This window comes from Pseudomonas phoenicis, from assembly GCF_047302395.1.
In the GTDB taxonomy this organism is placed as follows: Bacteria; Pseudomonadota; Gammaproteobacteria; order Pseudomonadales; family Pseudomonadaceae; genus Aquipseudomonas.
The window spans coordinates 1,957,023-1,980,918 of record NZ_CP154852.1 but is presented as its reverse complement, the minus strand read 5'-3'; the positions used below and the strand labels follow the sequence as shown (position 1 = coordinate 1,980,918).

General features: G+C 65.1%; 16 protein-coding genes and 1 pseudogene. 13 read left to right on the top strand and 4 right to left on the bottom strand.

From position 1 onward, the window contains the following. Positions 1 to 233: 233 nt before the first annotated feature. Positions 234 to 1,777: pseudogene (locus tag AA0Z93_RS08805) on the bottom strand (BCCT family transporter); the annotation flags it as partial. Between the two features lie 480 nt (positions 1,778 to 2,257). Here AA0Z93_RS08805 and betI point away from each other — a divergent pair. The 7 genes from betI (at position 2,258) to trxC (ending at position 13,684) form a co-directional block, all read left to right on the top strand. Next, positions 2,258 to 2,923 carry a transcriptional regulator BetI gene (betI, locus tag AA0Z93_RS08800; RefSeq protein WP_413049115.1) on the top strand — a complete coding sequence of 222 codons (666 nt, stop codon included), beginning with the start codon at positions 2,258 to 2,260 and terminating at the stop codon, positions 2,921 to 2,923. Positions 2,924 to 2,953: 30 nt separating this feature from the next. After that, positions 2,954 to 4,426 carry a betaine-aldehyde dehydrogenase gene (betB, locus tag AA0Z93_RS08795; RefSeq protein ID WP_413049114.1) on the top strand — a complete coding sequence of 491 codons (1,473 nt, stop codon included), beginning with the start codon at positions 2,954 to 2,956 and terminating at the stop codon, positions 4,424 to 4,426. A gap of 249 nt (positions 4,427 to 4,675) precedes the next feature. Next, a complete protein-coding gene (betA, locus tag AA0Z93_RS08790) occupies positions 4,676 to 6,367 on the top strand; it encodes a choline dehydrogenase (RefSeq protein WP_413049113.1) in 1,692 nt (563 codons plus the stop codon). A 261-nt stretch (positions 6,368 to 6,628) separates the two neighbouring features. Beyond that, positions 6,629 to 8,371: a potassium/proton antiporter gene (locus tag AA0Z93_RS08785; RefSeq protein ID WP_413049112.1), complete on the top strand. Its 1,743-nt coding sequence runs from the start codon at positions 6,629 to 6,631 to the stop codon at positions 8,369 to 8,371. A 40-nt stretch (positions 8,372 to 8,411) separates the two neighbouring features. Then, complete coding sequence (mscK, locus tag AA0Z93_RS08780; RefSeq protein ID WP_413049111.1) at positions 8,412 to 11,714, top strand: mechanosensitive channel MscK; 3,303 nt, start codon at positions 8,412 to 8,414, stop codon at positions 11,712 to 11,714. Between the two features lie 46 nt (positions 11,715 to 11,760). After that, positions 11,761 to 13,221, top strand: a complete 1,461-nt coding sequence (gene selO, locus AA0Z93_RS08775) for a protein adenylyltransferase SelO (RefSeq protein WP_413049110.1) — start codon at positions 11,761 to 11,763, stop codon at positions 13,219 to 13,221. A gap of 28 nt (positions 13,222 to 13,249) precedes the next feature. Then, a complete protein-coding gene (gene trxC / locus AA0Z93_RS08770) occupies positions 13,250 to 13,684 on the top strand; it encodes a thioredoxin TrxC (RefSeq protein WP_413049109.1) in 435 nt (144 codons plus the stop codon). On the opposite strand, the gene AA0Z93_RS08765 is transcribed toward trxC, so the two are convergent. Further along, positions 13,681 to 14,451, bottom strand: coding sequence for a ParA family protein (locus AA0Z93_RS08765; RefSeq protein ID WP_413049108.1), 771 nt, complete (start codon positions 14,449 to 14,451; stop codon positions 13,681 to 13,683). The two genes, trxC and AA0Z93_RS08765, sit on opposite strands and share 4 nt — an antisense overlap. Before the next feature lie 310 nt (positions 14,452 to 14,761). Continuing rightward, positions 14,762 to 15,274 carry a dihydrofolate reductase gene (locus tag AA0Z93_RS08760; RefSeq protein WP_413049107.1) on the bottom strand — a complete coding sequence of 171 codons (513 nt, stop codon included), beginning with the start codon at positions 15,272 to 15,274 and terminating at the stop codon, positions 14,762 to 14,764. 55 nt (positions 15,275 to 15,329) lie between these two features. Between AA0Z93_RS08760 and AA0Z93_RS08755 the strand changes: the two genes are divergently transcribed. The 6 genes from AA0Z93_RS08755 to AA0Z93_RS08730 all read left to right on the top strand — a co-directional run bounded on the left by AA0Z93_RS08755 (position 15,330) and on the right by AA0Z93_RS08730 (position 23,271). Continuing rightward, complete coding sequence (locus AA0Z93_RS08755; RefSeq protein WP_413049186.1) at positions 15,330 to 16,721, top strand: DUF2868 domain-containing protein; 1,392 nt, start codon at positions 15,330 to 15,332, stop codon at positions 16,719 to 16,721. Between the two features lie 129 nt (positions 16,722 to 16,850). Next, a complete protein-coding gene (locus tag AA0Z93_RS08750) occupies positions 16,851 to 18,215 on the top strand; it encodes a GTPase/DUF3482 domain-containing protein (RefSeq protein ID WP_413049106.1) in 1,365 nt (454 codons plus the stop codon). Between the two features lie 125 nt (positions 18,216 to 18,340). After that, the gene (fdhD, locus tag AA0Z93_RS08745; RefSeq protein WP_413049105.1) at positions 18,341 to 19,168 is read left to right on the top strand and encodes a formate dehydrogenase accessory sulfurtransferase FdhD; all 828 of its coding nucleotides are present in this window, start codon (positions 18,341 to 18,343) and stop codon (positions 19,166 to 19,168) included. Between the two features lie 23 nt (positions 19,169 to 19,191). After that, positions 19,192 to 21,519, top strand: a complete 2,328-nt coding sequence (locus AA0Z93_RS08740; protein WP_413049185.1) for an FdhF/YdeP family oxidoreductase — start codon at positions 19,192 to 19,194, stop codon at positions 21,517 to 21,519. A gap of 201 nt (positions 21,520 to 21,720) precedes the next feature. After that, positions 21,721 to 22,563: a DUF3800 domain-containing protein gene (locus AA0Z93_RS08735; RefSeq protein ID WP_413049104.1), complete on the top strand. Its 843-nt coding sequence runs from the start codon at positions 21,721 to 21,723 to the stop codon at positions 22,561 to 22,563. Between the two features lie 231 nt (positions 22,564 to 22,794). After that, positions 22,795 to 23,271 (top strand): glycine zipper domain-containing protein, encoded by a 477-nt coding sequence (locus tag AA0Z93_RS08730; protein ID WP_413049103.1) that lies wholly within the window; start codon positions 22,795 to 22,797, stop codon positions 23,269 to 23,271. Between the two features lie 51 nt (positions 23,272 to 23,322). Here the strand turns inward: AA0Z93_RS08730 and AA0Z93_RS08725 are convergent, their stop codons facing one another. Beyond that, entirely contained in the window at positions 23,323 to 23,763 is a 441-nt protein-coding gene (locus AA0Z93_RS08725) for an acyl-CoA thioesterase (RefSeq protein ID WP_413049102.1), read from the bottom strand. Positions 23,764 to 23,896 lie beyond the last annotated feature (133 nt).

The following is a 23,896-nucleotide window of genomic DNA, read 5'->3' as shown; positions in this document are numbered from 1 at the left end:
GCGCTTCGCTGGGCGCGGCGAGGTAACCGTCCAGGCTCACTTCGTAGACGAACGGGTTGCCTTCTTCCATGAGCACGCGCAGGCCCATCATGTTGCGCGACTGACCGAGACGGCTTTCCACTTCGAAGCCCTGCCCGCGCAGCAGCTCGGCCGCTTCGCGCAACGCCGGGCTGACCTTCTTGTCCATGAAGCGCTGCACCACGGCCTGGGTCGGCTCCAGCTCCAGCTGGGTGAGGCGCTCGCTGAAGCCACGCCGGCCACGGGCGGCCAGTTCGGCGCGCTCCTGCTCGGTGGCCATGTCCTGTTTCATGGCCTTGTGCAGGCCGAACATGAACAGCACCAGTACCACCGAGAACGGCAGCCCGGCCAGCACCACCATGGTCTGCATGGCTTCGAAATTGCCCGCCAGCAGCAGGCCGATGGTCACCAGGGTGATCACGACCGACCAGAACACCACCATCCAGTGCGGCGCGTCCTCGTCGACCTTGCCGCCGGTGCACGACAGGTTGGCCATCATCACCGCGCCGGAGTCGGCTGGAGTGAGGAACAGCACGAAGCCGACGAAGATGGCCACGCCGATGACGATCTTCGACGCCGGGAAGTATTCCAGCAGTTGGTAGATCGCCATCGACGGATGCTCGACCGCGGTCTTGCCCAGCTCCACCGCGCCATGGTTCATCACCAGGTCCAGCGCGGTGTTGCCGAAGATCGACAGCCAGGCCAGGGTGAAGCCCAGCGGGATCAGCAACACGCCGCAGACCAGCTGGCGCACCGTGCGGCCCTTGGAGATGCGGGCGATGAACATGCCTACGAACGGCCCCCAGGAAATCCACCAGGCCCAATAGAACACGGTCCACAGGCCCAGCCAGCGCTCGGACTTGTCGCCGGCGCCTTCATAGACGTAGAGGTCGAAGGTCTTGAGCACGAAACCGTTGAGGTAGTCGCCCACGTTCTGCACGAAGCCGTTGAGCAGGTGCAGAGTCTCGCCGCCCAGCAGGACGAAGATCAGCAAGCCGCTGAATAGGCAGATGTTCAGGTTGGACAGGCGGCGGATGCCATTTTCCACGCCCGAGACGGCCGCTACGGTGGCCACCGAAGCCATGGTCAGGATCACCACCAGCAAGTTGGTCTTGCTGTGATCCATGCCGAACAGATACTCCAGGCCCGAGGCCACCTGCATCGAACCGATGCCGAGGTTGGTCACCAGGCCCAGCAAGGTGACGAACATGCCGAAGATGTCCACCGCGTTGCCGCCTGCACCCTTGACCCAACGCTCGCCGACCAGCGGGTACAGCGCCGAGCGCAATGCCAGCGGCTGGTTGTGGCGATAGGCGAAATAGCCCACGGCCAGGCCCACCAGAGCGTAGATCGCCCAACCGTGCAGGCCCCAATGCAGGAAGGTCAGTTGCAGCCCCTCGCGCGCGGCGGCCAGGCTGGCCGAAGTGCCTTCGGGCGGGTTGAAGTAATGGTCCAGCGGCTCGGAGGCACCGAAGTACAGCAGCGAAATGCCGATGCCCGAGGAAAACAGCATGCCGGCCCAGGCGCCGTAGCTGAAATCGGGGGTGTCGTCCTTGCCGCCGAGTTTGAGCTTGCCGAAATCGGAAAACGCCAGGTAGACGACGAACACCAGGTAGCTGCAGATGACCAGCATGTAGTACCAGCCGAACGTGCGGGTCAGCCACGACTGGGCGAGGCCCAATGCGCGGCCGGCGGCATCGGGCGCGGCGATCAGCAGGGCGGTCAGGACGAGGATCAACAGTGCCGAGGTGCAGAACACCACGCGGTTGACCCGGACCCTCTCGGCGGGGGCTTGGGTAAGGGAGGCAGAACTCATTGCACGAAGGCTCCAGGGGATGCGGCAGTGGAGGCTAATCAGTCTTTTCCCGAGCAATTGGTGCAATAGCCCTACTGCTTCAGGTGTTATAAAAGCACCTTGGAAATCGTGCACCCGGCTCGAATCGTTGCAAAAACACAGGTTCGGCCTCCACTGCGAAGGCCGGCCGCATGGCTGTCGCAGGCTGCGGCGGAATCTGTCCCTGCAATCGCTCTCACCCGTCAACGCCTTGTTTTCCGGGGGTTTCACGCTTTTCTGAGGTACGCAATCTGCGCCGCCAAGAGCCGCTTGAATGCTGTCAATGGCACAAATTGTCGCAGAGCTTATTCTTTATTGATTGAACGTTCAATCAAAACAAAATAGACTGGTCTTCGCCGAGTCGGACGCTGCTCGCCCACTCGCCAGGCCTGAGGAGAACGCACGATGCCCAAGGTCGGTATGCAACCCATTCGCCGTCAGCAACTGATCGACGCCACGCTGCAAGCGGTCGATCAAGTAGGCCTGGGAGATGCCAGCATTGCGCTGATTGCCCGCTTGGCCGGTGTGTCGAACGGCATCATCAGTCACTACTTTCGGGACAAGAACGGCCTGATCGCAGCGACCATGCGACACATCATGAACATGCTCAACGAAGGCGTGATCGCCCGCCGCCAGGCACTGACCGACACCCGTCCCCGTGCCCAGCTGCAAGTGATCATCGAAGGCAACTTCGACGCCAGCCAGGTCACCGGCCCGGCAATGAAAACCTGGTTGGCCTTCTGGGCTTCCAGCATGCACCAGCCGTCTTTGCACAGGTTGCAGCGGATCAACGACCACCGCCTGTATTCCAACCTGTGCTACCAGTTCCGCCGCGCGCTGCCGGCCGATCAGGCACGCAGCGCCGCCCGCGGCCTGGCAGCGTTGATCGACGGTTTATGGTTGCGTGGCGCGCTGTCGGGCGACGCCTTCGACACCGACCAGGCAGTACGCATCGCCTACGAATACATGGATCTACAACTGGCTAAGCAGCGACCCACGGGCAACGACGCCCACGTTTCTGAACAAGCGTGCGCGACCACTGCCCAATCGGCACAGGCGCGACGCGCATAGCCACATTCAAACTGCACTTGCGAGGACACTATGGCCCGTTTCGGAACGCAAAAACTCTATATCGACGGCGGTTACGTGGACGCCAGCTCCGGTGAAACCTTCGAAGCCGTCAACCCGGCGAACGGCGAAGTGCTCGCCCACGTGCAGCGCGCCAACGGCGCCGACGTCGAGAAAGCGGTAGAAAGCGCCGCGCGCGGCCAGAAAGTCTGGGCCGCGATGACCGCCATGCAGCGTTCGCGCATCCTGCGCCGCGCCGTGGACATTCTGCGCGAGCGCAACGACGAGCTGGCCATGCTGGAAACCCTCGACACCGGCAAGTCGTACTCCGAAACCCGCTATGTCGACATCGTCACCGGCGCCGACGTGCTCGAGTACTACGCAGGCCTGGTGCCAGCCATCGAAGGCGAGCAGATCCCGCTGCGCGACAGCTCCTTCGTCTACACCCGCCGCGAACCGCTGGGCGTCACCGCCGGCATCGGCGCGTGGAACTATCCGATCCAGATCGCCCTGTGGAAGTCCGCACCCGCGCTGGCCGCAGGCAACGCGATGATTTTCAAGCCGAGCGAAGTCACTTCGCTGACCACCCTCAAACTGGCCGAGATCTACACCGAAGCCGGCGTGCCGGCGGGCGTGTTCAACGTGCTGACCGGCAGCGGTCGCGACGTCGGCGGCCTGCTCACCGAGCACCCCGGCATCGAGAAGATCTCCTTCACCGGCGGCACCACCACCGGCAAGAAAGTCATGGCCAGTGCTTCGAGCTCCTCGCTCAAGGAAGTCACCATGGAACTGGGCGGCAAGTCGCCGCTGATCGTCTGCGCAGACGCCGACCTCGATCGCGCGGCCGACATCGCCATGATGGCCAACTTCTACAGCTCCGGTCAGGTGTGCACCAACGGCACCCGCGTGTTCGTGCCGGCCTCGCTCAAGCAGGCCTTCGAAGCCAAGATCCTCGAGCGCGTGGCGCGCATCCGCGTCGGCAACCCGGAAGACGAGAACACCAACTTCGGCCCGTTGGTCAGCTTCGCCCACATGGAAAGCGTGCTGGGCTACATCGCCAAGGGCAAAGAGCAAGGCGCGCGCCTGCTGTGCGGCGGCGAGCGGCTGCAGGATGGCGATCTGGCCAAAGGCGCGTTCGTGGCGCCGACCGTGTTCACCGACTGCCGCGACGACATGACCATCGTCCAGGAAGAAATCTTCGGCCCGGTCATGAGCATTCTCAGCTACGAAACCGAAGAAGAAGCGATCCGCCGCGCCAACGACACCGACTACGGCCTGGCCGCAGGCGTGTGCACCAACGACCTGAGCCGCGCGCACCGCATCATCCACCAGCTCGAAGCCGGCATCTGCTGGATCAACGCCTGGGGCGAGTCGGCGGCGGAAATGCCGGTCGGCGGCTACAAGCAGTCGGGCGTGGGCCGCGAAAACGGCATCAGTTCCCTGGCGCAGTACACCCGCATCAAGTCGGTGCAGGTCGAGCTGGGCGACTACGCGTCGGTGTTCTGACCGGTCGCCGCCTGCAAGCGCGCGCCGGCGGCGTGATGCCGCCGGCCCTTGCAGGACGTGCGCAGTGGCTGGCGCTCGACAGTCGTCGATCAGCGCGAGCCCTGGCGCTCGAAGGTTTCGAACCGACCTCCATGCGCACCGCTCAAAACGTGCAACCTGCCTGATCCCCATTCATCGCGCGAGCTTCGCGCCGCTTCCTCGAGAAGCCTGAAACGCGAAGCCGCCACTGCTTCCGGAGGAAGCTCTCCCATGGAATACGATTACATCATCGTCGGTGCCGGCTCGGCCGGTAACACCCTCGCCACGCGCCTGACCGAAGACGCCGGCACCACCGTGCTGCTGCTCGAAGCCGGCGGCCCGGACTACCGTTTCGACTTCCGCACGCAGATGCCGGCCGCGCTGGCCTTCCCGCTGCAAGGCCGCCGCTACAACTGGGCCTACGAGACCGATCCAGAGCCGCACATGGACAACCGCCGCATGGAATGTGGCCGCGGTAAAGGCCTGGGCGGCTCGTCGCTGATCAACGGCATGTGCTACATCCGCGGCAACGCCATGGACTTCGACGGCTGGGCCAAGCTGCCCGGCCTGGAAGACTGGACCTACCTCGACTGCCTGCCGTACTTCCGCAAGGCCGAAACCCGCGACATCGGCCCGAACGACTACCACGGCGGCGACGGCCCGCTCAGCGTGGCCACGCCCAAGCCCGGCAACAATCCCCTGTTCAACGCCATGGTCGAAGCCGGCGTGCAAGCCGGTTATCCGCGCACCGACGACCTCAACGGCTACCAACAGGAAGGTTTCGGCCCGATGGACCGTTCGGTGACCAAGAACGGCCGCCGTTCCAGCACCGCCCGTGGCTACCTCGACCAGGCCAAGAAGCGCCCGAATCTGACCATCGTCACCCATGCCCTGAGCGACCGCATCCTGTTCGACGGCAAGCGCGCCGTAGGCGTGACCTACCTGCACGGCGACAGCGAAGAGCGCATCGAAGTGCGCGCACGCAAGGAAGTGATCGTCAGCTCCGGTGCCATCGCCACCCCGCAACTGTTGCAACGCTCCGGCGTCGGCCCGCGCGCGCTGCTCGAAAGCCATGACATCCCTGTGGTGCACGACCTGCCGGGCGTCGGCGAGAACCTGCAGGACCACCTGGAGCTGTACCTGCAATACGCTTGCACCCAGCCGGTCTCGCTGTACCCGTCGCTGCTGTGGTGGAACCAGCCGGCCATCGGCGCCGAATGGCTGTTCAACGGCACCGGCATCGGCGCCAGCAACCAGTTCGAAGCGGGCGGTTTCATCCGCAGCCGCCCCGAGTTCGAGTGGCCGAACATCCAGTACCACTTCCTGCCGGTGGCGATCAATTACAACGGCAGCAAGGGTGTGCAGGAGCACGGCTTCCAGGCGCACATGGGTTCGATGCGCTCGCCCAGCCGCGGTCGCGTGCAGGTCAAATCCAAAGATCCGCGCCAGCACCCGAGCATCCTGTTCAACTACATGGCCACCGAGCAGGACTGGCAGGAATTCCGCGATGGCATCCGCCTGACCCGCGAAATCATGGCCCAGCCCGCGCTGGACCAGTACCGCGGCCGCGAGATCAGCCCGGGCGAGCACGTGCAAACCGACGAAGAACTGGACAAGTTCATCCGCGAACACGCCGAAACGGCTTATCACCCGTCCTGCTCGTGCAAGATGGGCGACGACGACATGGCGGTGGTCGACGGCCAGGGCCGCGTGCACGGTATGCAAGGGTTGCGCGTGGTGGATGCGTCGATCATGCCGATCATCATCACCGGCAACCTCAACGCCACCACGATCATGATCGCCGAGAAAATCGCCGACAAGATCCGCAACCGCGCGCCACTGCCGCGCAGTACCGCGACCTACCACGTGGCCAATGGTGCGCCGGTCAAGGGCCAGGCGATGCGTGAGGTCAAGCAGGGCTGATCCTGGCTGGGCCGTCTGCTTGCAAGAGGGCGCCTTTAGGGGGCTGCCGGTCGGTCAAGCTGACATAAGTTGCTTGGGGCTGCTTTGCAGCCCCAATTGCTTAACAGGCCAACATCAACCTTCCAAAGGTCCCTTTTTATACATCTGCAGAAACGCTTTACAGCCTGACAATTCATCAGGTTAGAATCGATTGGCATGCGACCTGCTAGCCAATTCCCCAGCAGGTCTGCCTTCCCCCGCAACACGCTGGAGTACACGCCCTTGGATGCAAGCACCATCAACAGCCTGTTCCTGATCGGCGCCTTGCTGGTGGGTGCGAGCATTCTGGTCAGCTCGCTGTCTTCGCGCCTGGGCATTCCGATTCTGGTCATCATTCTCGCCGTGGGCATGATCGCCGGCGTCGACGGCGGCGGCATCATCTTCAACAACTATCCGACCGCGTATCTGGTGGGCAACCTGGCCCTGGCGGTGATTCTGCTCGACGGTGGCCTGCGCACGCGGGTGGCGAGCTTTCGCGTGGCCTTGTGGCCGGCGCTGTCGCTGGCCACGGTCGGGGTGCTGATCACCACGGCCTTGACCGGTATGGTCGCCGCCTGGCTGTTCGACCTGAGCCTGATCCAGGGTCTGCTGATCGGTGCCATCGTCGGCTCCACCGATGCCGCGGCGGTGTTCTCGCTGCTGGGCGGCAAAGGCCTGAACGAGCGGGTCACCGCCACGCTGGAGATCGAATCGGGCAGCAACGACCCGATGGCGGTGTTCCTCACCGTCACCCTGATCGAGATGATCGCCAGCAACCAGACCGGCCTGCACTGGAGCCTGCTCGGCCACCTGATCCGCGAGTTCGGCATCGGCGGCCTGCTGGGCCTGGGCGGCGGCTGGCTGATGCTGCAAGCGGTCAATCGCATCAACTTGGCCAGCGCCCTTTACCCGATCCTGGTGATCGCCGGCGGCCTGGTGGTGTTCTCCCTGACCAACGCCCTGCACGGCAGCGGCTTCCTGGCGGTGTACCTGTGCGGCCTGGTGCTGGGCAACCGGCCGATCCGCAGCCGCCACGGCATCCTGCACATGCTCGACGGCATGGCCTGGCTGGCGCAGATCGGCATGTTCCTGGTGCTGGGCCTGCTGGTCACCCCGCACGACCTGCTGCCCATCGCCGTGCCGGCCCTGGGCCTGGCGCTGTGGATGATCGTGGTCGCCCGGCCGCTGTCGGTGTTCGCCGCGCTGCTGCCGTTCAAGGCCTTCCACGACCGCGAAAAGGCCTTCATCGCCTGGGTCGGCCTGCGCGGCGCCGTGCCGATCATCCTCGCGGTGTTCCCGTTGATGGCCGGGCTGCCGCAGGCGCAGCTGTTCTTCAACCTGGCCTTCTTCATCGTGCTCATCTCGCTGCTGGTGCAGGGCACCAGCCTGCCGTGGATGGCCAAACTGCTGAAGGTCACCGTCCCGCCCGACCCGGCGCCGATCTCGCGTTCAGCGCTGGAGGTGCACATCACCAGCGAGTGGGAGCTGTTCGTCTACCGTTTGGGCCAGGAAAAGTGGTGCATCGGCGCGGCCCTGCGCGAACTGAAGATGCCACCGGGCACGCGTATCGCCGCACTGTTCCGCGGCGAGGAACTGCTGCACCCCTCGGGCAGTACCGTGCTGCAAGTCGACGACATGCTCTGCGTGATCGGCCACGAACACGACTTGCCGGCCCTGGGCAAACTGTTCAGCCAGGCACCGCAACGCGGCCTGGACCTGCGCTTCTTCGGCGACTTCGTGCTCGAAGGCGATGCCGAGCTGGGCGCGGTCGCCGCGCTGTACGGTTTGCAACTGGATGGGCTGGACAGCCGCATGCCGCTGGCGCAGTTCATTCGCCAGAAGGTCGGCGGCGCCCCGGTGGTGGGCGACCAGATCGAATGGCACAGCACGCTGTGGACCATTGCGCTGATGGAGGGGAACAAGATCATGAAAGTCGGCGTCAAATTCCCCGAGGGCGCTCGACCCGGTCCTGGGTTGTTCCTCTGAACCTTCGCCAACTGCCCCCGGCATCTCAAGAATTCTGCCTATGCTCCCGCGCGTACTCCGCACAGCCCTGCTCGGGCTGTGCCTGCTCCTTCCCCTGGCCGGCGTGGCCGCCGAAGCGCCCACCAGCGACAGCGTCCAGCAAAGTCTCGACAAGATCGCCGAGCGCAAACTGCCCGAAGCCGATCAGAAAGCGCTGCAACAGCTGTTGGAAAAGACCCTTTCCTGGCTCGACAGCCGCGACGACAGCCAGCAGAAGCTCGACGCCCTGCGCGTGCAGCTGGCCGACGCGCCCAAGGAAATCAACGACAGCCAGCAGCAGCTCAACCAGCTCAAGGCCAGCCAGCCCGCGCCGGTGGCGCAGCGCTACGGCAAGCTCGACGTACCACAGCTCGAACAACTGCTCAGCGAGCGCAGCACCCAGCAAGGCGACCTGCAAAAGGCGCTGTCCGAAGCCAACAGCCTGATCATCAACTCGCAGACTCGCCCCGAGCGCGCCCAGGCCGAGATCAGCAACGCGCAAAGCCGCACCCAGCAGATCAACAACCTGCTCAAGCAAGGCAAAGACAACGGCAAGACCCTCAGCACCGACCAGCGCAACCAGCTCAACGCGGAACTGGCGTCGCTCAATGCCCTGACCCAATTGCGCCGCCGGGAGCTGGCCGGCAACGGCCTGCTGCAAGACCTGGGCAACGCCCAACACGATCTGCTGATCGAAAAGGCCACACGCCTGGAGCAGGAAATCCAGGACCTGCAAACCCTGATCAACGGCAAACGCCTGGCCCAGTCGCAACAGGCCGTCACCCAGCAGTCGCTGGAAGCGCAGAAGGCCGGTGGCAGCACCCTGCTGGCCAGCGAGAGCGCCAACAACCTGGAGCTGTCCGACTACCTGCTCAAGAGCACCGACCGTCTCAACGAGCTGACCCAGCAGAACCTGCGCGTCAAGCAGCAGCTCGACAACGTCACCCAGGCCGACCAGGCCCTGGACGAGCAGATCAACGTGCTCAAGGGCAGCCTGCTGCTGTCCAAGATCCTCTACAAGCAGAAGCAGGCGCTGCCGCACCTCAAGCTCGACCGCGACCTGGCCGACCAGATCGCCGACATCCGCCTGTATCAGTTCGAGGTCAACCAACAGCGCGAGCAGATGAGCACGCCGGGCGCCTACGTGGAGAAACTGCTGGCCGACCAGCCGCAGGAAAACGTCACGCCCGTCCTGCGCAAGGCTCTGCTGGAAGTGGCCATCACCCGCAGCGACCTGCTCGAGCGGCTCAACCGCGAGCTGTCGGCAGTGCTCAACGAGTCGATCACCCTGCAGCTCAACCAGAAGCAGCTGTTCAGCACGGCGCAGAACCTGCGCATCACTCTCGAAGAGCAGATGTTCTGGATCCCCAGCAACAAGGCGCTGGACCTGGAATGGCTGCGCTATGCGCCCGAACGCCTGATCGAACAGATCGGCGACCTGCCCTGGGCCTCCGGGGTGACCGAGCTGGGCAGTGGCCTGGCCCAGCACCCGCTGCTGTTCCTGCCGCTGCTGCTGGCCATCGGCGCGCTGCTGTGGCGGCGCACCTACCTGTACGAGCAGTTGAACAAGGTCCACCAGGACATCGGCCATTTCAAACGCGACAGCCAGTGGCACACGCCCCAGGCGATCCTGATCAACATCCTGCTGGCCATGCCGCTGAGCCTGGCCCTGGCGCTGTGCAGCTACGCCTTGCAGATCGATGCCCGCGGGCAGAACGCCAACCTCGGCGCGGCCCTGTGGCAACTGGCGCAAGCTTGGCTGGTGTTCTATACCGCCTACCGCATCCTCTCCCCGGGCGGTGTGGCCGAGGTGCATTTCCGCTGGTACAAGCCACAGGTGCAGTTCCTGCGCGGTTGGGTACGTCGCTTGGGCACGGTGGTACTGGCCCTGGTCGGTGTAGTGGCGGTGGCCGAGCATCAGCCCTCGGCCCTGGCCGACGACGTGTTCGGCATCGCCGTGGTCCTGGCCTGCTATGCGCTGATGGCGCTGCTGCTCAGCCGTCTGCTGCTGAGCAGCCCGGCGCACCGCGACACTTCGCTGTTCCGCAAGGCGGTGGGCGTGGCCTTCACCGCGCTGCCCATCGCCTTGTTCGTGGCGGTGTGCTTCGGCTACTACTACACCGCGCTGAAACTCACCGACCGGTTGATCTATACCCTCTACCTGCTGCTGTTCTGGCTGGTGATCGAAGCGGCGTTCATGCGCGGCCTGTCGGTGGCGGCGCGGCGCCTGGCCTACCAGCGCGCGATCAGCAAACGCCAGGCCAGCAAGGAAGGGCTCGACGGCGAGGTGGTGATCGAAGAGCCGGCCCTGGACATCGAGCAGGTCAACCAGCAATCGCTGCGCCTGATTCGCCTGGCGCTGCTCGGCGGCTTCATCGCCGCGCTGTACTGGGTGTGGTCGGACCTGCTCAGCGTGTTCGCCTACCTCAACAACTTCACCCTCTACGAATACAGCAGCGGCACGGGCGCGGCCGCCAGCCTGGTGCCGATCAGCCTGGGCGACCTGCTCGGCGCGCTGGTGATCGGCGGCATCACCATCGCTTTGGCCAGCAACCTGCCGGGCCTTTTGGAAGTGCTGGTGCTGTCGCGACTGAACCTGGCCCAGGGCAGCGCCTATGCCATCACCACGCTGCTGTCCTATGTGATCGTCGGGGTCGGTATCGTCAGTACCCTGGCCACCCTGGGCGTGAGCTGGGACAAGCTGCAATGGCTGGTGGCGGCGCTGTCGTTGGGCCTGGGCTTCGGCATGCAGGAGATCTTCGCCAACTTCATCTCCGGCATCATGATCCTCTTCGAGCGCCCGGTGCGCATCGGCGACACCATCACCATCGGCAACCTGTCCGGCACGGTGAGCAAGATCCGCATCCGCGCCACGACCATCACCGATTTCGACCGCAAGGACATCATCGTTCCGAACAAGACCTTCATCACCGGCCAGCTGATCAACTGGTCGCTGACCGACACCATCACCCGCGTCACCCTCAAGCTGGGCATCGACTACGGCTCGGACCTGGAGCTGGTGCGCGAGCTGCTGCTCAAGGGCGCCGAAGAGAACCCGCGAGTGCTCAAGGACCCCGAGCCCCTGGTGTACTTCCTCAACTTCGGCGAAACCCTGGAGCACGAACTGCGCATGCACGTGCGCGACCTGGGCGACCGCAATCCGACGCTGGACGAGGTCAACCGCTACATCGACAAGGCCTTCCGCGAGCACGGCATCAAGATTTCCGTGCGTCAGGTGGAAGTGTTCCTGATGGACACCAAGGGTGGACGGCAACAGATGATCGGTCTCGATCCGCGCAAGCCCGATGGCACTGCACCGGACTGACAAGACTCACACCTAGACCGACGCCAGAACAACCTGGAGAAGCCGCGTGAAAACCCTCGATCAATTGAGCTTCGACACCCGCTTCGCCCGCCTGGGCGACGCGTTCTCAGTCGAAGTGCTGCCCGATCCCATCGCCGACCCGCGCCTGGTGGTGGCCAGCCCCGCCGCCATGGCCCTGCTCGACCTGGACCCGGCGGTCGCCGAACAGCCGCTGTTCGCCGAGCTGTTCAGCGGCCACAAGCTCTGGGAAGGGGCCGAGCCGCGGGCCATGGTGTATTCCGGCCACCAGTTCGGCGGGTATACCCCGCGCCTTGGCGACGGCCGTGGGCTGCTGCTCGGCGAAGTGGTGAACGAGGCTGGCGAGCATTGGGACCTGCATCTCAAGGGCGCCGGGCAGACGCCTTTCTCGCGCATGGGCGACGGCCGCGCGGTGCTGCGCTCCTCGATCCGCGAGTTTTTGGGCTCTGAGGCGCTGCACGCGCTGGGCATTCCCAGCAGCCGCGCGCTGTGCGTGATCGGCTCCAGCACTGTGGTCTGGCGCGAAACCCAGGAGCGCGCCGCCATGCTCCTGCGCCTGGCGCAGAGCCATGTGCGCTTCGGCCACTTCGAATACTTCTATTACACCAAGCAGCCGGAACAGGCGCAGCAGTTGCTCGACTACGTGCTGGAGCAACACTACCCCGAATGCCAAACGGAATCGCTGCCGTACCTGGCGATGTTCCGCAGCATCGTCGAGCGCAACGCCGAGTTGATCGCCTACTGGCAGGCCTATGGCTTCTGCCACGGGGTGATGAACACCGACAACATGTCGATTCTGGGCATCACCTTCGACTTCGGCCCCTTCGCGTTCCTCGACGATTTCGACGCCAACTTCGTCTGCAACCACTCCGACGACCGTGGCCGCTACAGCTACAGCAACCAGGTGCCCATCGCGCACTGGAACCTGAGTGCGCTGGCCCAGGCACTGACGCCCTTCATCGAGGTGGAAGCCTTGCAGGAGGCGCTGAGCCTGTTCCTGCCGCTGTACCAGGCCCATTACCTCGACCTGATGCGCCGTCGTCTGGGCCTGACCACGGCCGAAGACGACGACATGGCGCTGGTCGAACAACTGTTGCAGTGCATGCAACGCGGCGGCGTGGACTACACGCTGTTCTTCCGCCACCTGGGCGAGCAGCCGGTGGACGCGGCCTTGCAGGTGGTACGCGACGAGTTCGTCGACCTGGCGGCGTTCGACCAATGGGGCGAGGCGTACCGCGCCCGCTGCGCACGCGAACCGAACAATGCCGAAGGTCGGCGTGACCGTATGCATGCGGTCAACCCGCTGTACATCCTGCGCAATTACCTGGCCCAGCAGGCCATCGAGGCGGCCGAGGCCGGCGATTACAGCGTGGTGCGCGAACTGCACCAGGTGCTCAGCCGCCCCTTCGAGGAGCAGCCCGGGATGCAGGCCTATGCGCAGCGGCCGCCGGATTGGGGCAAGCATCTGGAAATCAGTTGTTCGTCGTGACAGACCGTCCATTGCCACAGGTGCAACCATGCCAAACCCACTGCTGATCCCCTGCCCGCACTGCGACGGCCTCAACCGCCTGCCCGCCGAGCGCCTCGTCGATGCGCCCAAATGCGGCCGCTGCAAGCAGCCGATGCTGCTGACGGCACCGTTCGACCTGAGCGAACAGAGCTACCCGAGCCAGATCAAAGGCGACCTGCCGCTGCTGGTCGACGTCTGGGCCGACTGGTGCGGCCCGTGCAAGGCCTTCGCCCCAGTCTTCGCCCAGGCCGCGCGCCAACTGCACGGCCGCTGCCGCCTGGCCAAGCTCGACAGCGAAGCCAACCGCACGCTGTCGGCGCAGTTGGGCATCCGCTCCATCCCCAGCCTGATCCTGTTCAGGAGCGGCCGCGAAACGGCGCGGCAGGCAGGGGCGTTTCCGTTGCAGGCGTTGATGCAGTGGTTGAGCAGCGAAGGGGTCTAGCCCCGCTCCAACACATCGTGCAACTCGACGAACTGCCGGCTGAGCTTGTGCTTGGGATCGAAGTGGATCAGCGGTTGGCTGGCGTGGTGCGACTCGCGCATCTTCACCGAGCTGGCCAGGTACACCGGTAGCACCGGCAGGCCTTCGCCGAGCAGTTCGTCGAGCATCTGTTGCGGCAGGCTGGCGCGGGCCTGGAACTGGTTGACCACGATGCCTTCGACCACCAGGCCCGAGTTGTGGTCTTCCTTGAGCTCTTCGATTTCCGCCAGCAGGCCGTATAGCGCCTGGCGCGAGAAGCTGTCGCAGTCGAAGGGGATCAACACCCGGTCGGCGGCGATCAAGGCCGAGACGGCATAGAAGTTCAGGGCGGGCGGGGTGTCGATGTAGATGCGCTCGTAGTCTTCGTCGAGCGCGTCGAGCAGTTTGCGCAGCTTGTTGATCTTGTGTTTGGCCTCGAGCTTGGGTTGCAGGTCGGCCAGCTCGGCGTTGGCGGTCACCAGGTGCAGGTTGTCGTAGGGGGTATGGTGGATATCCACCTTATGTTTCTTGGCGGCCGGGCCGCCGGCCAGGCTCTGCTTGAAGAAGTCGGCGATGCCCAAGGGGATGTCGTCGCCGGTCAGGCCCGTGAGGTACTGGGTGGAGTTGGCCTGGGCGTCCAGGTCGATCAACAGGGTTCGATACCCTTCATGGGCACTGACCGCCGCCAGGTTGCAGGCGATGCTGGATTTGCCTACGCCACCCTTTTGATTGAACACCGCGCGCCGCATGGAAAGCCCTCCCTCTGTCAACGAGGGATCGAGTATGTGGTGGGGTTTGTTGCATTACTAGCGTCGGCGCCGTGAAGCGCTTTCAATTCGAGGCTTTCGGAATATGGTTTTTCAGTCGATGCCTACAGAAACTACGGCCTGTGGCTAGTCACCAGTTACGGGATGCGCCGTTGGCGATCCTGTAACCAATGTTTGCTGAGCAGCAGTGTGCATGAGTCTGGCTGCTGTACGCGCTCAAATGGCAGCGATCGGATACGGTCCCCGCCCTGCATCGGCCAAGTTGAGACCACCGCCGCCTTCATACGGCAACCTAGCGCTTGTCCCACACCTCGAAGCGGTATCCCGGCCCGTCGCTGGGTTGCGGTGCGCTAGAGGTCAGTTGCCAACGGCTTTCCTCGAACGCCGGGAACCACGCGTCGCCCACCGGGTTCAGCTCGACCTGGGTCAGGTACATGCGGCTGACCAGGTCCTGCGCCAACGCCTGGGTATAGAGCTGCGCGCCGCCAATCAACATCACCTCGTCGACGCCCTGCTCGGCGGCCCACTGCTCGGCGCGCCGCTGCGCCTGCTCCAGCGAGGCGAACACTTCGGCACCGTCGAGTTGCAGACCCGCCTGGCGGCTGACCACCAGGTTGAGCCGCCCCGGCAGCGGTCGACCGAGCGAATCCCAGGTCTTGCGGCCCATGATGATCGGCTTGCCCAGGGTGGTGGCCTTGAAGTACTTGAAATCCCCTGGCAGGTGCCAGGGCATGGAGTTGTCGATGCCGATGACGCGGTTCTCGGCGAGGGCCGCGATCAGGCTGAGGGAGAGTGGTGTGGTCATGCCGGCGAGGATAGCAAACCCTGCCTGGGTTATGCTTCCACCCCTCGATCTCGCACTGGAAGAGCCTGTGACTGGACTGACCCGATTCGACACGCGCTGGCTCACCGAGGCGGTGCGTCTGCGCGAAGAACACGCCGGCCTGCTGGACGATCAAGAGGCCAACCGCCAGGCCCGCCAGCAAGGCGGCGACCTGGCCCAGCGCATCGAGCGCCGTGCCTTGTGGCTGGCCGAGCGCGACGGCATGGTCACGGCGCTGCGCCATTGGAAGCAGGGCGCGCGCCTGGCGCTGCTGGGTTTGATGCTGTTCGCCGTGCTCAGTGGCGCAGGCCTCGCCTTTGCCGCACTGGGCGATGGCGCGCGGCCGGTCAACGTGTTCTGGGCGCTGGGTAGCCTGCTGGGCCTGAACCTGCTGATGCTGCTGGGCTGGGCAGTGGGCTTCTGGCTGTCGGGCGAGCATGGCGCGGGGCTCGGGCGCCTGTGGCTATGGCTCGCCGAGCGCCTGGCGCGCGACGCCCAGGCCGCGCAGTTGGCGCCAGCGCTGCTGGTGATGCTGGAGCGCCGGCGCTTGTCGCGCTGGTTGCTCGGGCTGTGGGTGCATGGCTTGTGGCTGCTGGCGATGCTCAGCGCGCTGAGCATGCTATTGACCCTGCTGGCCGGGCGGCGCTATGGCTTCGTCTGGGAAACCACGCTGCTGGCCGCCGAGCCGTTCATCGACCTGACCCAGACCCTCGGCGCCCTGCCCGCCTTGCTTGGCTTCAGCATTCCCAGCGAAGCGATGATCCGCGCCAGCGGCGCGCCCCAGCCGGCGCTGGAGGCGGCGCGCCAGGCCTGGGCCGGCTGGCTGTTGGGCGTGGTGCTGGTGTATGGCCTGGTGCCGCGTCTGCTGCTGGCGGCGCTGTGCCTGTGGCGCTGGCGCCAGGGCCGCGCGCGCCTGGAACTGGACCTCGAGCTGCCGGCCTACCGCCAGTTGCGCGACGTGCTGATGCCCAGCAGCGAGCGTTTGGGCGTACAGGACCCGGCCCCCGCAGCGTTGCCCCAGACCGAGTGGTCCGCACCCGAACTGGTTAGCCATGGCGCCCTGCTGGTCGGCCTGGAGCTGGACGACCGACGCCCCTGGCCACCTGCATTGCCCGCCACGGTCAGCGACGCCGGCCTGCTCGACAGCCGCGCCTCGCGCAACCGCCTGCTCGAGCAGCTCGGGCGCTTTCCTCCCCAGCGCCTGCTGATCGCCTGCGACCCGCAGCGCTCGCCAGACCGCGGCAGCCTGGCGCTGCTCGCGGAGCTGGCGCGCAATGCGGGCGCCACGCGCATCTGGCTGCTGCCGGCCGTCGCCGGCGAAACCCTGGACGCCACGCGCCTGGGCGACTGGCACGAAGCGCTCGAGCGGCTGGGCCTGACCCACAGCGAACGCTCGCCGCTCGCTTGGCTGGAGCATGGCCATGATTGAGCGGCCGATATCGAACCTGCGGCTGCGCGACCGCCCATCGAGCGCAAGCAAACCCATCACCGCTCGCACCGGGCTGCGCCAACCTGGACTCGACTTCGCTGCCTACACTGGCCCCGCAGGAGCCCACGCATGACCGAACTTCTCAAGCTCGCCCTGGTGGGCCACACCAACGTCGGCAAGACCTCGCTGCTGCGCACCCTCACCCGCGACGTGACCTTCGGCGAGGTCTCGCACCGCCCCAGCACCACCCGTCATGTGGAAGGCGCGCGCCTGTCGGTGGACGGCCAGCCATTGCTGGAGCTGTACGACACGCCCGGCCTGGAAGATGCCATCGCCCTGCTCGAACACCTGGAGCGTCTGGAGCGCCCCGGCGAGCGCCTCGACGGCCCGGCGCGGCTGCAACGCTTCCTGCAAGGCAGCGAGGCGCGCCAGCGTTTCGAACAGGAAGCCAAGGTGCTGCGCCAACTGTTGGCCAGCGATGCGGGGTTGTACGTGATCGACGCCCGCGAGCCGGTACTGGCCAAATACCGCGACGAACTGGAGGTCTTGGCCAGTTGCGGCAAACCCCTGCTGCCGGTGCTCAACTTCGTCGCCAGCGAGCAGCACCGCGAGCCGCAATGGCGCGAAGCCCTGGCCCGCCTCGGCCTGCACGCTCTGGTGCGCTTCGACAGCGTGGCGCCGCCGCAAGACGGCGAGCAGCGTCTCTACGACAGCCTGGCCCTGCTGCTGGAAAACGCCCGCCCCGCCTTGCAGCGGCTGGTCGCCGACCAGCAGGCCCAGCGCCTGGCACGTCAGGCCAACGGCAAGCGGCTGATCGCCGAGCTGCTCATCGACTGCGCGGCGTGCCGGCGCAGTGTCGATACCGAGCCCGCCGCGCAAGCCGCAGCGACCGCCGCCCTGCGCCAGGCGGTGCGCCAGCGCGAGCAGCAATGCGTCGAAGCCCTGCTGGCGCTGTATGCCTTCCGCCGGGACGACGCAGCGGCCGACGAAGTGCCGCTGCTGGACGGGCGCTGGGGCGACGACCTGTTCAACCCCGAAACCCTGCGTCAACTGGGCGTGCGCCTGGGCGGCGGCGTTGCTGCGGGTGCCGCTGCCGGTGCCGGCGTCGACCTGCTGCTGGGCGGCCTGACCCTGGGCGCCGCTGCGCTGGCCGGTGCCATCGCAGGCGGCGCCTTGCAGACCGCACGCAGCTACGGCGGGCGGCTGATGGGCAAGCTCAAGGGCCAGCGCGAGCTGACCGTGGACGACACCGTGCTGCGCCTGCTGGCCTTGCGCCAACAGCAACTGATGCAGGCTCTGGACACCCGCGGCCACGCCGCGCAGGGTAGCATCGCGCTGTCGGCGCCGGCCGAGCGCACCTGGCGCGAGGGCAAGCTGCCCGCCGCTCTGCACAAGGCCCGCGCCCATCCGCAATGGTCGATCCTCAACCCCAGGCCACGGCTCGATCAGCGCGAGCGCCAGGAGCAGATTCGTGTGCTGGTGGAGGCCCTGTAATAACGGCACCGGCACCCGGGGTGCGACCGATCGACGCGGTCTATCGAAGCATCGAAGCAAGCGATTAGACGCATCTCCACGCTGGGCCTAGGCTTATAAGCCTATCCCTTCGGTGATCCGCCTCGATGAACAGCATGCCTCCGGTCTGCGCGGCATCCACCTCGCTCACCTTGCCTGCCGCCAGCAACGGCTATAGCTACGCCCAGCTCGGCGACGAGGCGCGCGCCTCTACGCCCCTGGCCGAGGAAGTGGCCCTGGCCATCGCCTACAACGGTTTGAACCAAGCCGTGATGCTGGTCAGCCCCACCGATCTGGACGACTTCGTCGTCGGTTTCAGCATTGGCAGCGGGCTGGTCGAAGGCACCGACGACATCTACGACATCACGCTCTCGGGCAGCGGTTCGGCGCTGTACGCCGATGTCGAGATCGCCAGCCGCGCCTTCTGGCAGCTCAAGGACCAGCGCCGGCAGTTGGCCGGTACCAGCGGCTGCGGCCTGTGCGGGGTCGAGGCCTTGGAACAGGCGCTGCCCGACTTGAATGCACTGCCTGGCGCGCCCCTGCCACCCGCGGCCTGGCTGGCCGATCTGCGCCAGCGCATCGACGCTTTCCAGCCGCTGGGCCAGCACTGCGGTGCGGTGCATGCCGCCTTGTTCATGGACCGCCACGGCGAACTGCGGATGGGCCGCGAAGACATCGGCCGACACAATGCCCTCGACAAGCTGATCGGCGCCCTGTTGCGCCAGCGCATCGACACTGACGGCGGCCTTGCCATCGTCACCAGCCGCTGCAGTCTCGAACTGATTCAAAAGGTGCTGCGCGCCGGCATCCAGACCCTGGTCAGCCTCTCGGCGCCCACCGGTCTCGCCCTGCAATGGGCGCGCAAGCACAACCTCAACCTGATCCATTTGCCCAAACACAGCGCACCGCGGGTCTACAGCCCCGCGTCGGAGTAGCCATCGTGAGCTCGCATCAAAAGATCCCCGACAACGCCCCTGCATCCAGCCCGCGCTACAAACCCTACCCCGGCCCTGCCGGCGGCTGGGGCGCGCTGATCAGCGTGACCAAGGCATGGATCGGCAGCGACAACGCGCTGAAGAACCTGCGCGCGATGCTCAAGACCAACCAGAACGGCGGCTTCGACTGTCCCGGCTGCGCCTGGGGCGATTCGCCCGAGAGCGGCATGGTCAAGTTCTGCGAGAACGGCGCCAAGGCGGTCAACTGGGAAGCCACCAAGCGCCGCGTCGATGCGGCCTTCTTCGCCCGCTACAGCGTCAGTTCGCTGCGCGAGCAGAGCGACTACTGGCTCGAGTACCAGGGCCGCCTGACCGAGCCGATGGTCTACGACGCCGACAGCGACCGCTACAAACCCATCGACTGGGACGGCGCCTTCGCCCTCATCGCCCAGCACCTCAATGCCCTGGAAAGCCCCGATCAGGCCGAGTTCTATACCTCCGGCCGGGCCAGCAACGAGGCGGCGTACCTGTACCAGCTGTTCGTGCGCGCCTTTGGCACCAACAACTTCCCCGACTGTTCGAACATGTGCCACGAAGCCAGCGGCGTGGCCTTGGGCCAGAGCGTCGGCGTCGGCAAGGGTACGGTCACCTACGACGACTTCGAGCATTCCGATGCGATCTTCGTCTGGGGCCAGAACCCCGGCACCAACCACCCGCGCATGCTCGACCCGCTGCGCGACGCGGTGAAGCGCGGCGCTCAGGTGGTCTGCATCAACCCGCTCAAGGAGCGTGGCCTGGAGCGCTTCCAGCACCCGCAGCACATGCTGGAAATGCTCACCAACAGCGACAAGCCGACCAACACCGCCTTCCTGCGCCCGGCCTTGGGCGGTGACATGGCGCTGATGCGCGGCATGGCCAAGTTCACCCTGCAATGGGAGCGCGACGCGCAAGCCAAAGGCGAGCCGGCGGTGTTCGACCACGCCTTCATCGCCGAACACGGCCATGGCCTCGACGAGTACCTCGCGGTGGTCGACGCTACGCCGTGGGCGCACATTCAGGAGCAGTCCGGCCTGAGCCTGGAAGACATCGAACTGGCCGCGCGCATGTATTGCAAGGGCAAGCGCGTGATCATGTGCTGGGCCATGGGCATCACCCAGCACCGCCACTCGGTGCCGACCATCCAGGAACTGGTCAACCTGCAGATGCTGCGCGGCAACATCGGCGTGCCCGGTGCCGGCCTGTGCCCGGTACGCGGCCACAGCAACGTGCAGGGCGACCGCACCATGGGCATCAACGAGCGTCCCCCGGTGGCGCTGCTCAATGCCATCGAACAGCGCTTCGGCTTCCAGGTGCCGCGCCACAACGGCCACAACGTGGTCGAAGCGATCCAGGCCATGCTCGACGGTCGCTCCAAGGTGTTCCTCGCCCTGGGCGGCAACTTCGCCCAGGCCACGCCCGACACCGAGCGCACCGCCCAGGCCCTGCTCAACTGCGACCTGACCGTACAGATCAGTACCAAACTCAACCGCAGCCACCTGTTGCACGGCAAGCACGCGTTGATCCTGCCGTGCCTGGGCCGTACCGACATCGACGTGCAGGCCGACGGCCCGCAGGCGGTGACCGTGGAAGACTCGTTCAGCATGGTCCACGCCTCCAACGGCCAGCTCAAGGCGCTGTCCAAACAGATGCGCTCGGAGCCTGCGATCGTCGCCGGCATCGCCGCTGCCACCCTGGGCAACAAACCGGTCGACTGGCACTGGCTGGTGGCCGACTACGACCGCATCCGCGAACTGATCGCCGATACCATTCCCGGCTTCACCGACTTCAACCTGCGTCTGCAAAACCCCGGCGGTTTCTACCTGGGCAACAGCGCAGCGCGTCGGGCCTGGGCCACGACCAACGGCCGCGCCAACTTCAAGGCCAACCTGCTGCCAGACACCTTGATCGACCCACGGGTGCTGGCCAGCGGCCAAGTGCCGGATCTGGTGATGCAGTCGATGCGTTCGCACGACCAGTACAACACCACCATCTACGGCATGGACGACCGCTACCGCGGCGTGCGCGGCCAGCGCGACGTGCTGTTCGTCAACGAAGCCGACATCGTCCGCCTGGGCTTCCAGCCGGGACAGAAGGTCGACATCGTGTCGTTGTGGGGCGACGAGCATGTGCGCCGTGTGCACGGTTTCACCTTGTTGGCGTTCGACATTCCGGCGGGTCAGGCGGCGGCCTACTATCCGGAGGTGAACCCCCTGGTGCCGCTGGACAGCGTGGGCGCCGGCAGCCATACGCCGACCTCGAAGTTCGTGGCGATTAAGCTGGAGCGGGCGCGGGATAACGGGCGGATTCTTTGATCGGGTGATGCTACGCACTGCCCTGGGAAACATGCTGCATTGTTAAGGCTTCGGTTCAGCCATTCACTCAGATTGACACGTGTGTCACCTTGAGTATCATTGTCCCTAACGCATGAGAGCTCGCTTTCGTGCCTACCTTCCGAGACCCGCCTAGCGAAAGCAGCGGGTTTTCGTGTTTTTGGAGTAAGGAATCCGGTTGCAATGACGCATTACGTCGCGTACTTGGATGAATTCGGGCACGTCGGTCAATTCGTCTCTCGCAATCACCCAAAATACAAAACGCATCCAGCTTTCGGTTTTGCTGGTCTGGTCCTGCCTGCCAGTGAAATCCGAGAGTTTGCGATCTATTTCTACAAAGCCAAGTGTCAGCTTCTTAAGTACGATCTGGCCAACGACAATCCAAGAAATCTACCGGCGTACCAGTGGGAGAAAAAAGGCTCGCAGCTGTATGCACTTCGGAATGTCACCCAGTATGAGCAACTGCGCCGCACCACCTTTCGTCTTCTGAACCACATCGAAAAAATTGGCGGCTCTGTGTTTTACACAGGCGAGCACAAGACCACCGACCCTATAGCCCACAACTCGACCGAGACGTTCAAGCGCCAACTTCTACAATCCGTGCGCAAGATCGACAAGTTCTGTGCTCAGAGCGGCTCGACCTTCATGCTGATGCTTGATGAGCAACGCGCTGGTAATGAGTGGCGCGAGACCAACGTCGAGGTTTGCACACTGGCTATGTTCGAGGATGCCTCGGAAAAGTGCAGAACTCTCATCGAACCACCCATTCAGGCCGAAAGCCACTTGTTCCAGACTATTCAATGCGCTGACTGGATCTGCGGCCTGATCGGACGCCTGACCGCTTTGTTACTCGTGCCCGATGAGTACTCGGAGCTGGAGCCATTCGATAAATACTTCTCTGCCCGCATTGCAAAGGTGATCCTGCCAGGCAGTGGCATGGAACATCAGAGGACTGCCGAGATCCCGGCAGAGTTAGCCGGAGAGACGATGCCCAATGCCGCTGGAGCGCTTGCAGGCGAGCCGTGAGTCGAGACGTCGGGTGTGGGTGTCAAGCCTTCGACAAGGACGAAAAAGCCCCGACCGCAACGGCCAGGGCTTTTCCCAAGTAGCGTATGACCGTGCTTTCGGGACAAAGTTTCATAGCTAAAACAAACACTTAGCCAAATCGTTAGCTTGCGTGCTATTCGTCGGATTTGCGTTGCCAGGGCGCAAGTGTGACGGCACATTCGGCCCCGTCATCCCTATGAGACATGATCGATGAAAAAGTCCTGCGTAATGCTCCTGTTGTCCTTGGGCCTGGTCAGCGGTGTCGCCTCAGCCGGCGGAAACACCGAAGCCGGCATCGGCGGCGCACTGGGTGGCGTACTGGGCTCGGTAGTAGGCCAGTCCGTCGGCGGTAGCACGGGTTCGGCCATCGGCGCTGGCCTGGGCGGTGCTGCCGGTAGCGCCGTGGGCGCGGACAAGCGCCAGCGTGGCGAAGCCGCCATTGGCGGTGGCCTGGGCGCAGCGGGTGGCAACGTCATCGGCCGCACCGTAGGCGGCAGCACCGGCAGCCTGATCGGCGCGGCGGCAGGCGGCGGCGCGGGCGGCGCACTGGGCAACTACATGGGCAATCGGGCCGATCGCAACGATCGCGATGCCCGCCGCGGTTACGACGACCGCCGTCATGACCGTGGTCGTCATTACGGCCACCGCAAGCACCACGGCCCCAAGCACCATCGCCATCATCGCTGATCGAAGGCGGTTGCTGTCCACATCAGGCCCTGTCCAACGGACGGGGCCTTTTCACAGGGGCTCGGGCAGCTGCAAACCCGCCAACAACTGCTGTAACGCCTCAGGCAAGCTCGCCGGCCGGCCGCTGGCGCGTTCGACGAATACCTGTACCACCCGCCCAACCGCGCAGGGCTCCGGCTCACCCGGGCGGAACAGGCCCAGCCGGTACTCCACCGTGCTCCCCGCCAATCGACTCACTCCCAACGCCACTTCCAACACGTCGGGAAATCCCGGCAGTGCGAAGAAGTCCGCCGACGAGCTGACCACGAACGCCGCCAGCGGCCCTTCGCGCAAGTCGAGTTCGGCCTCCTGCAACAGGAAGGCCTGCAAAGCGGTTTCGAAATAGGCATGCACCGAAGCGCCGGACACATGGCCGTGCAGGTCGTGGTCGTGCGGGCGGGTGAGAATCGGATGGGAATGGTTGAAGTGGATGCGCTGCAGGGCAGTGGTCATGGTGGCTGTCGTCCGTGGGCGATGAGCCGTCAAGTGAAGCAGAATCCGCAGCGTTGCGAAAACCCCCCTCGACGAAGCCCGGCCCTGGACGCACCAACGCCGGAGCAGCGTGAGCGGCTCCGGCGTTGGTGTT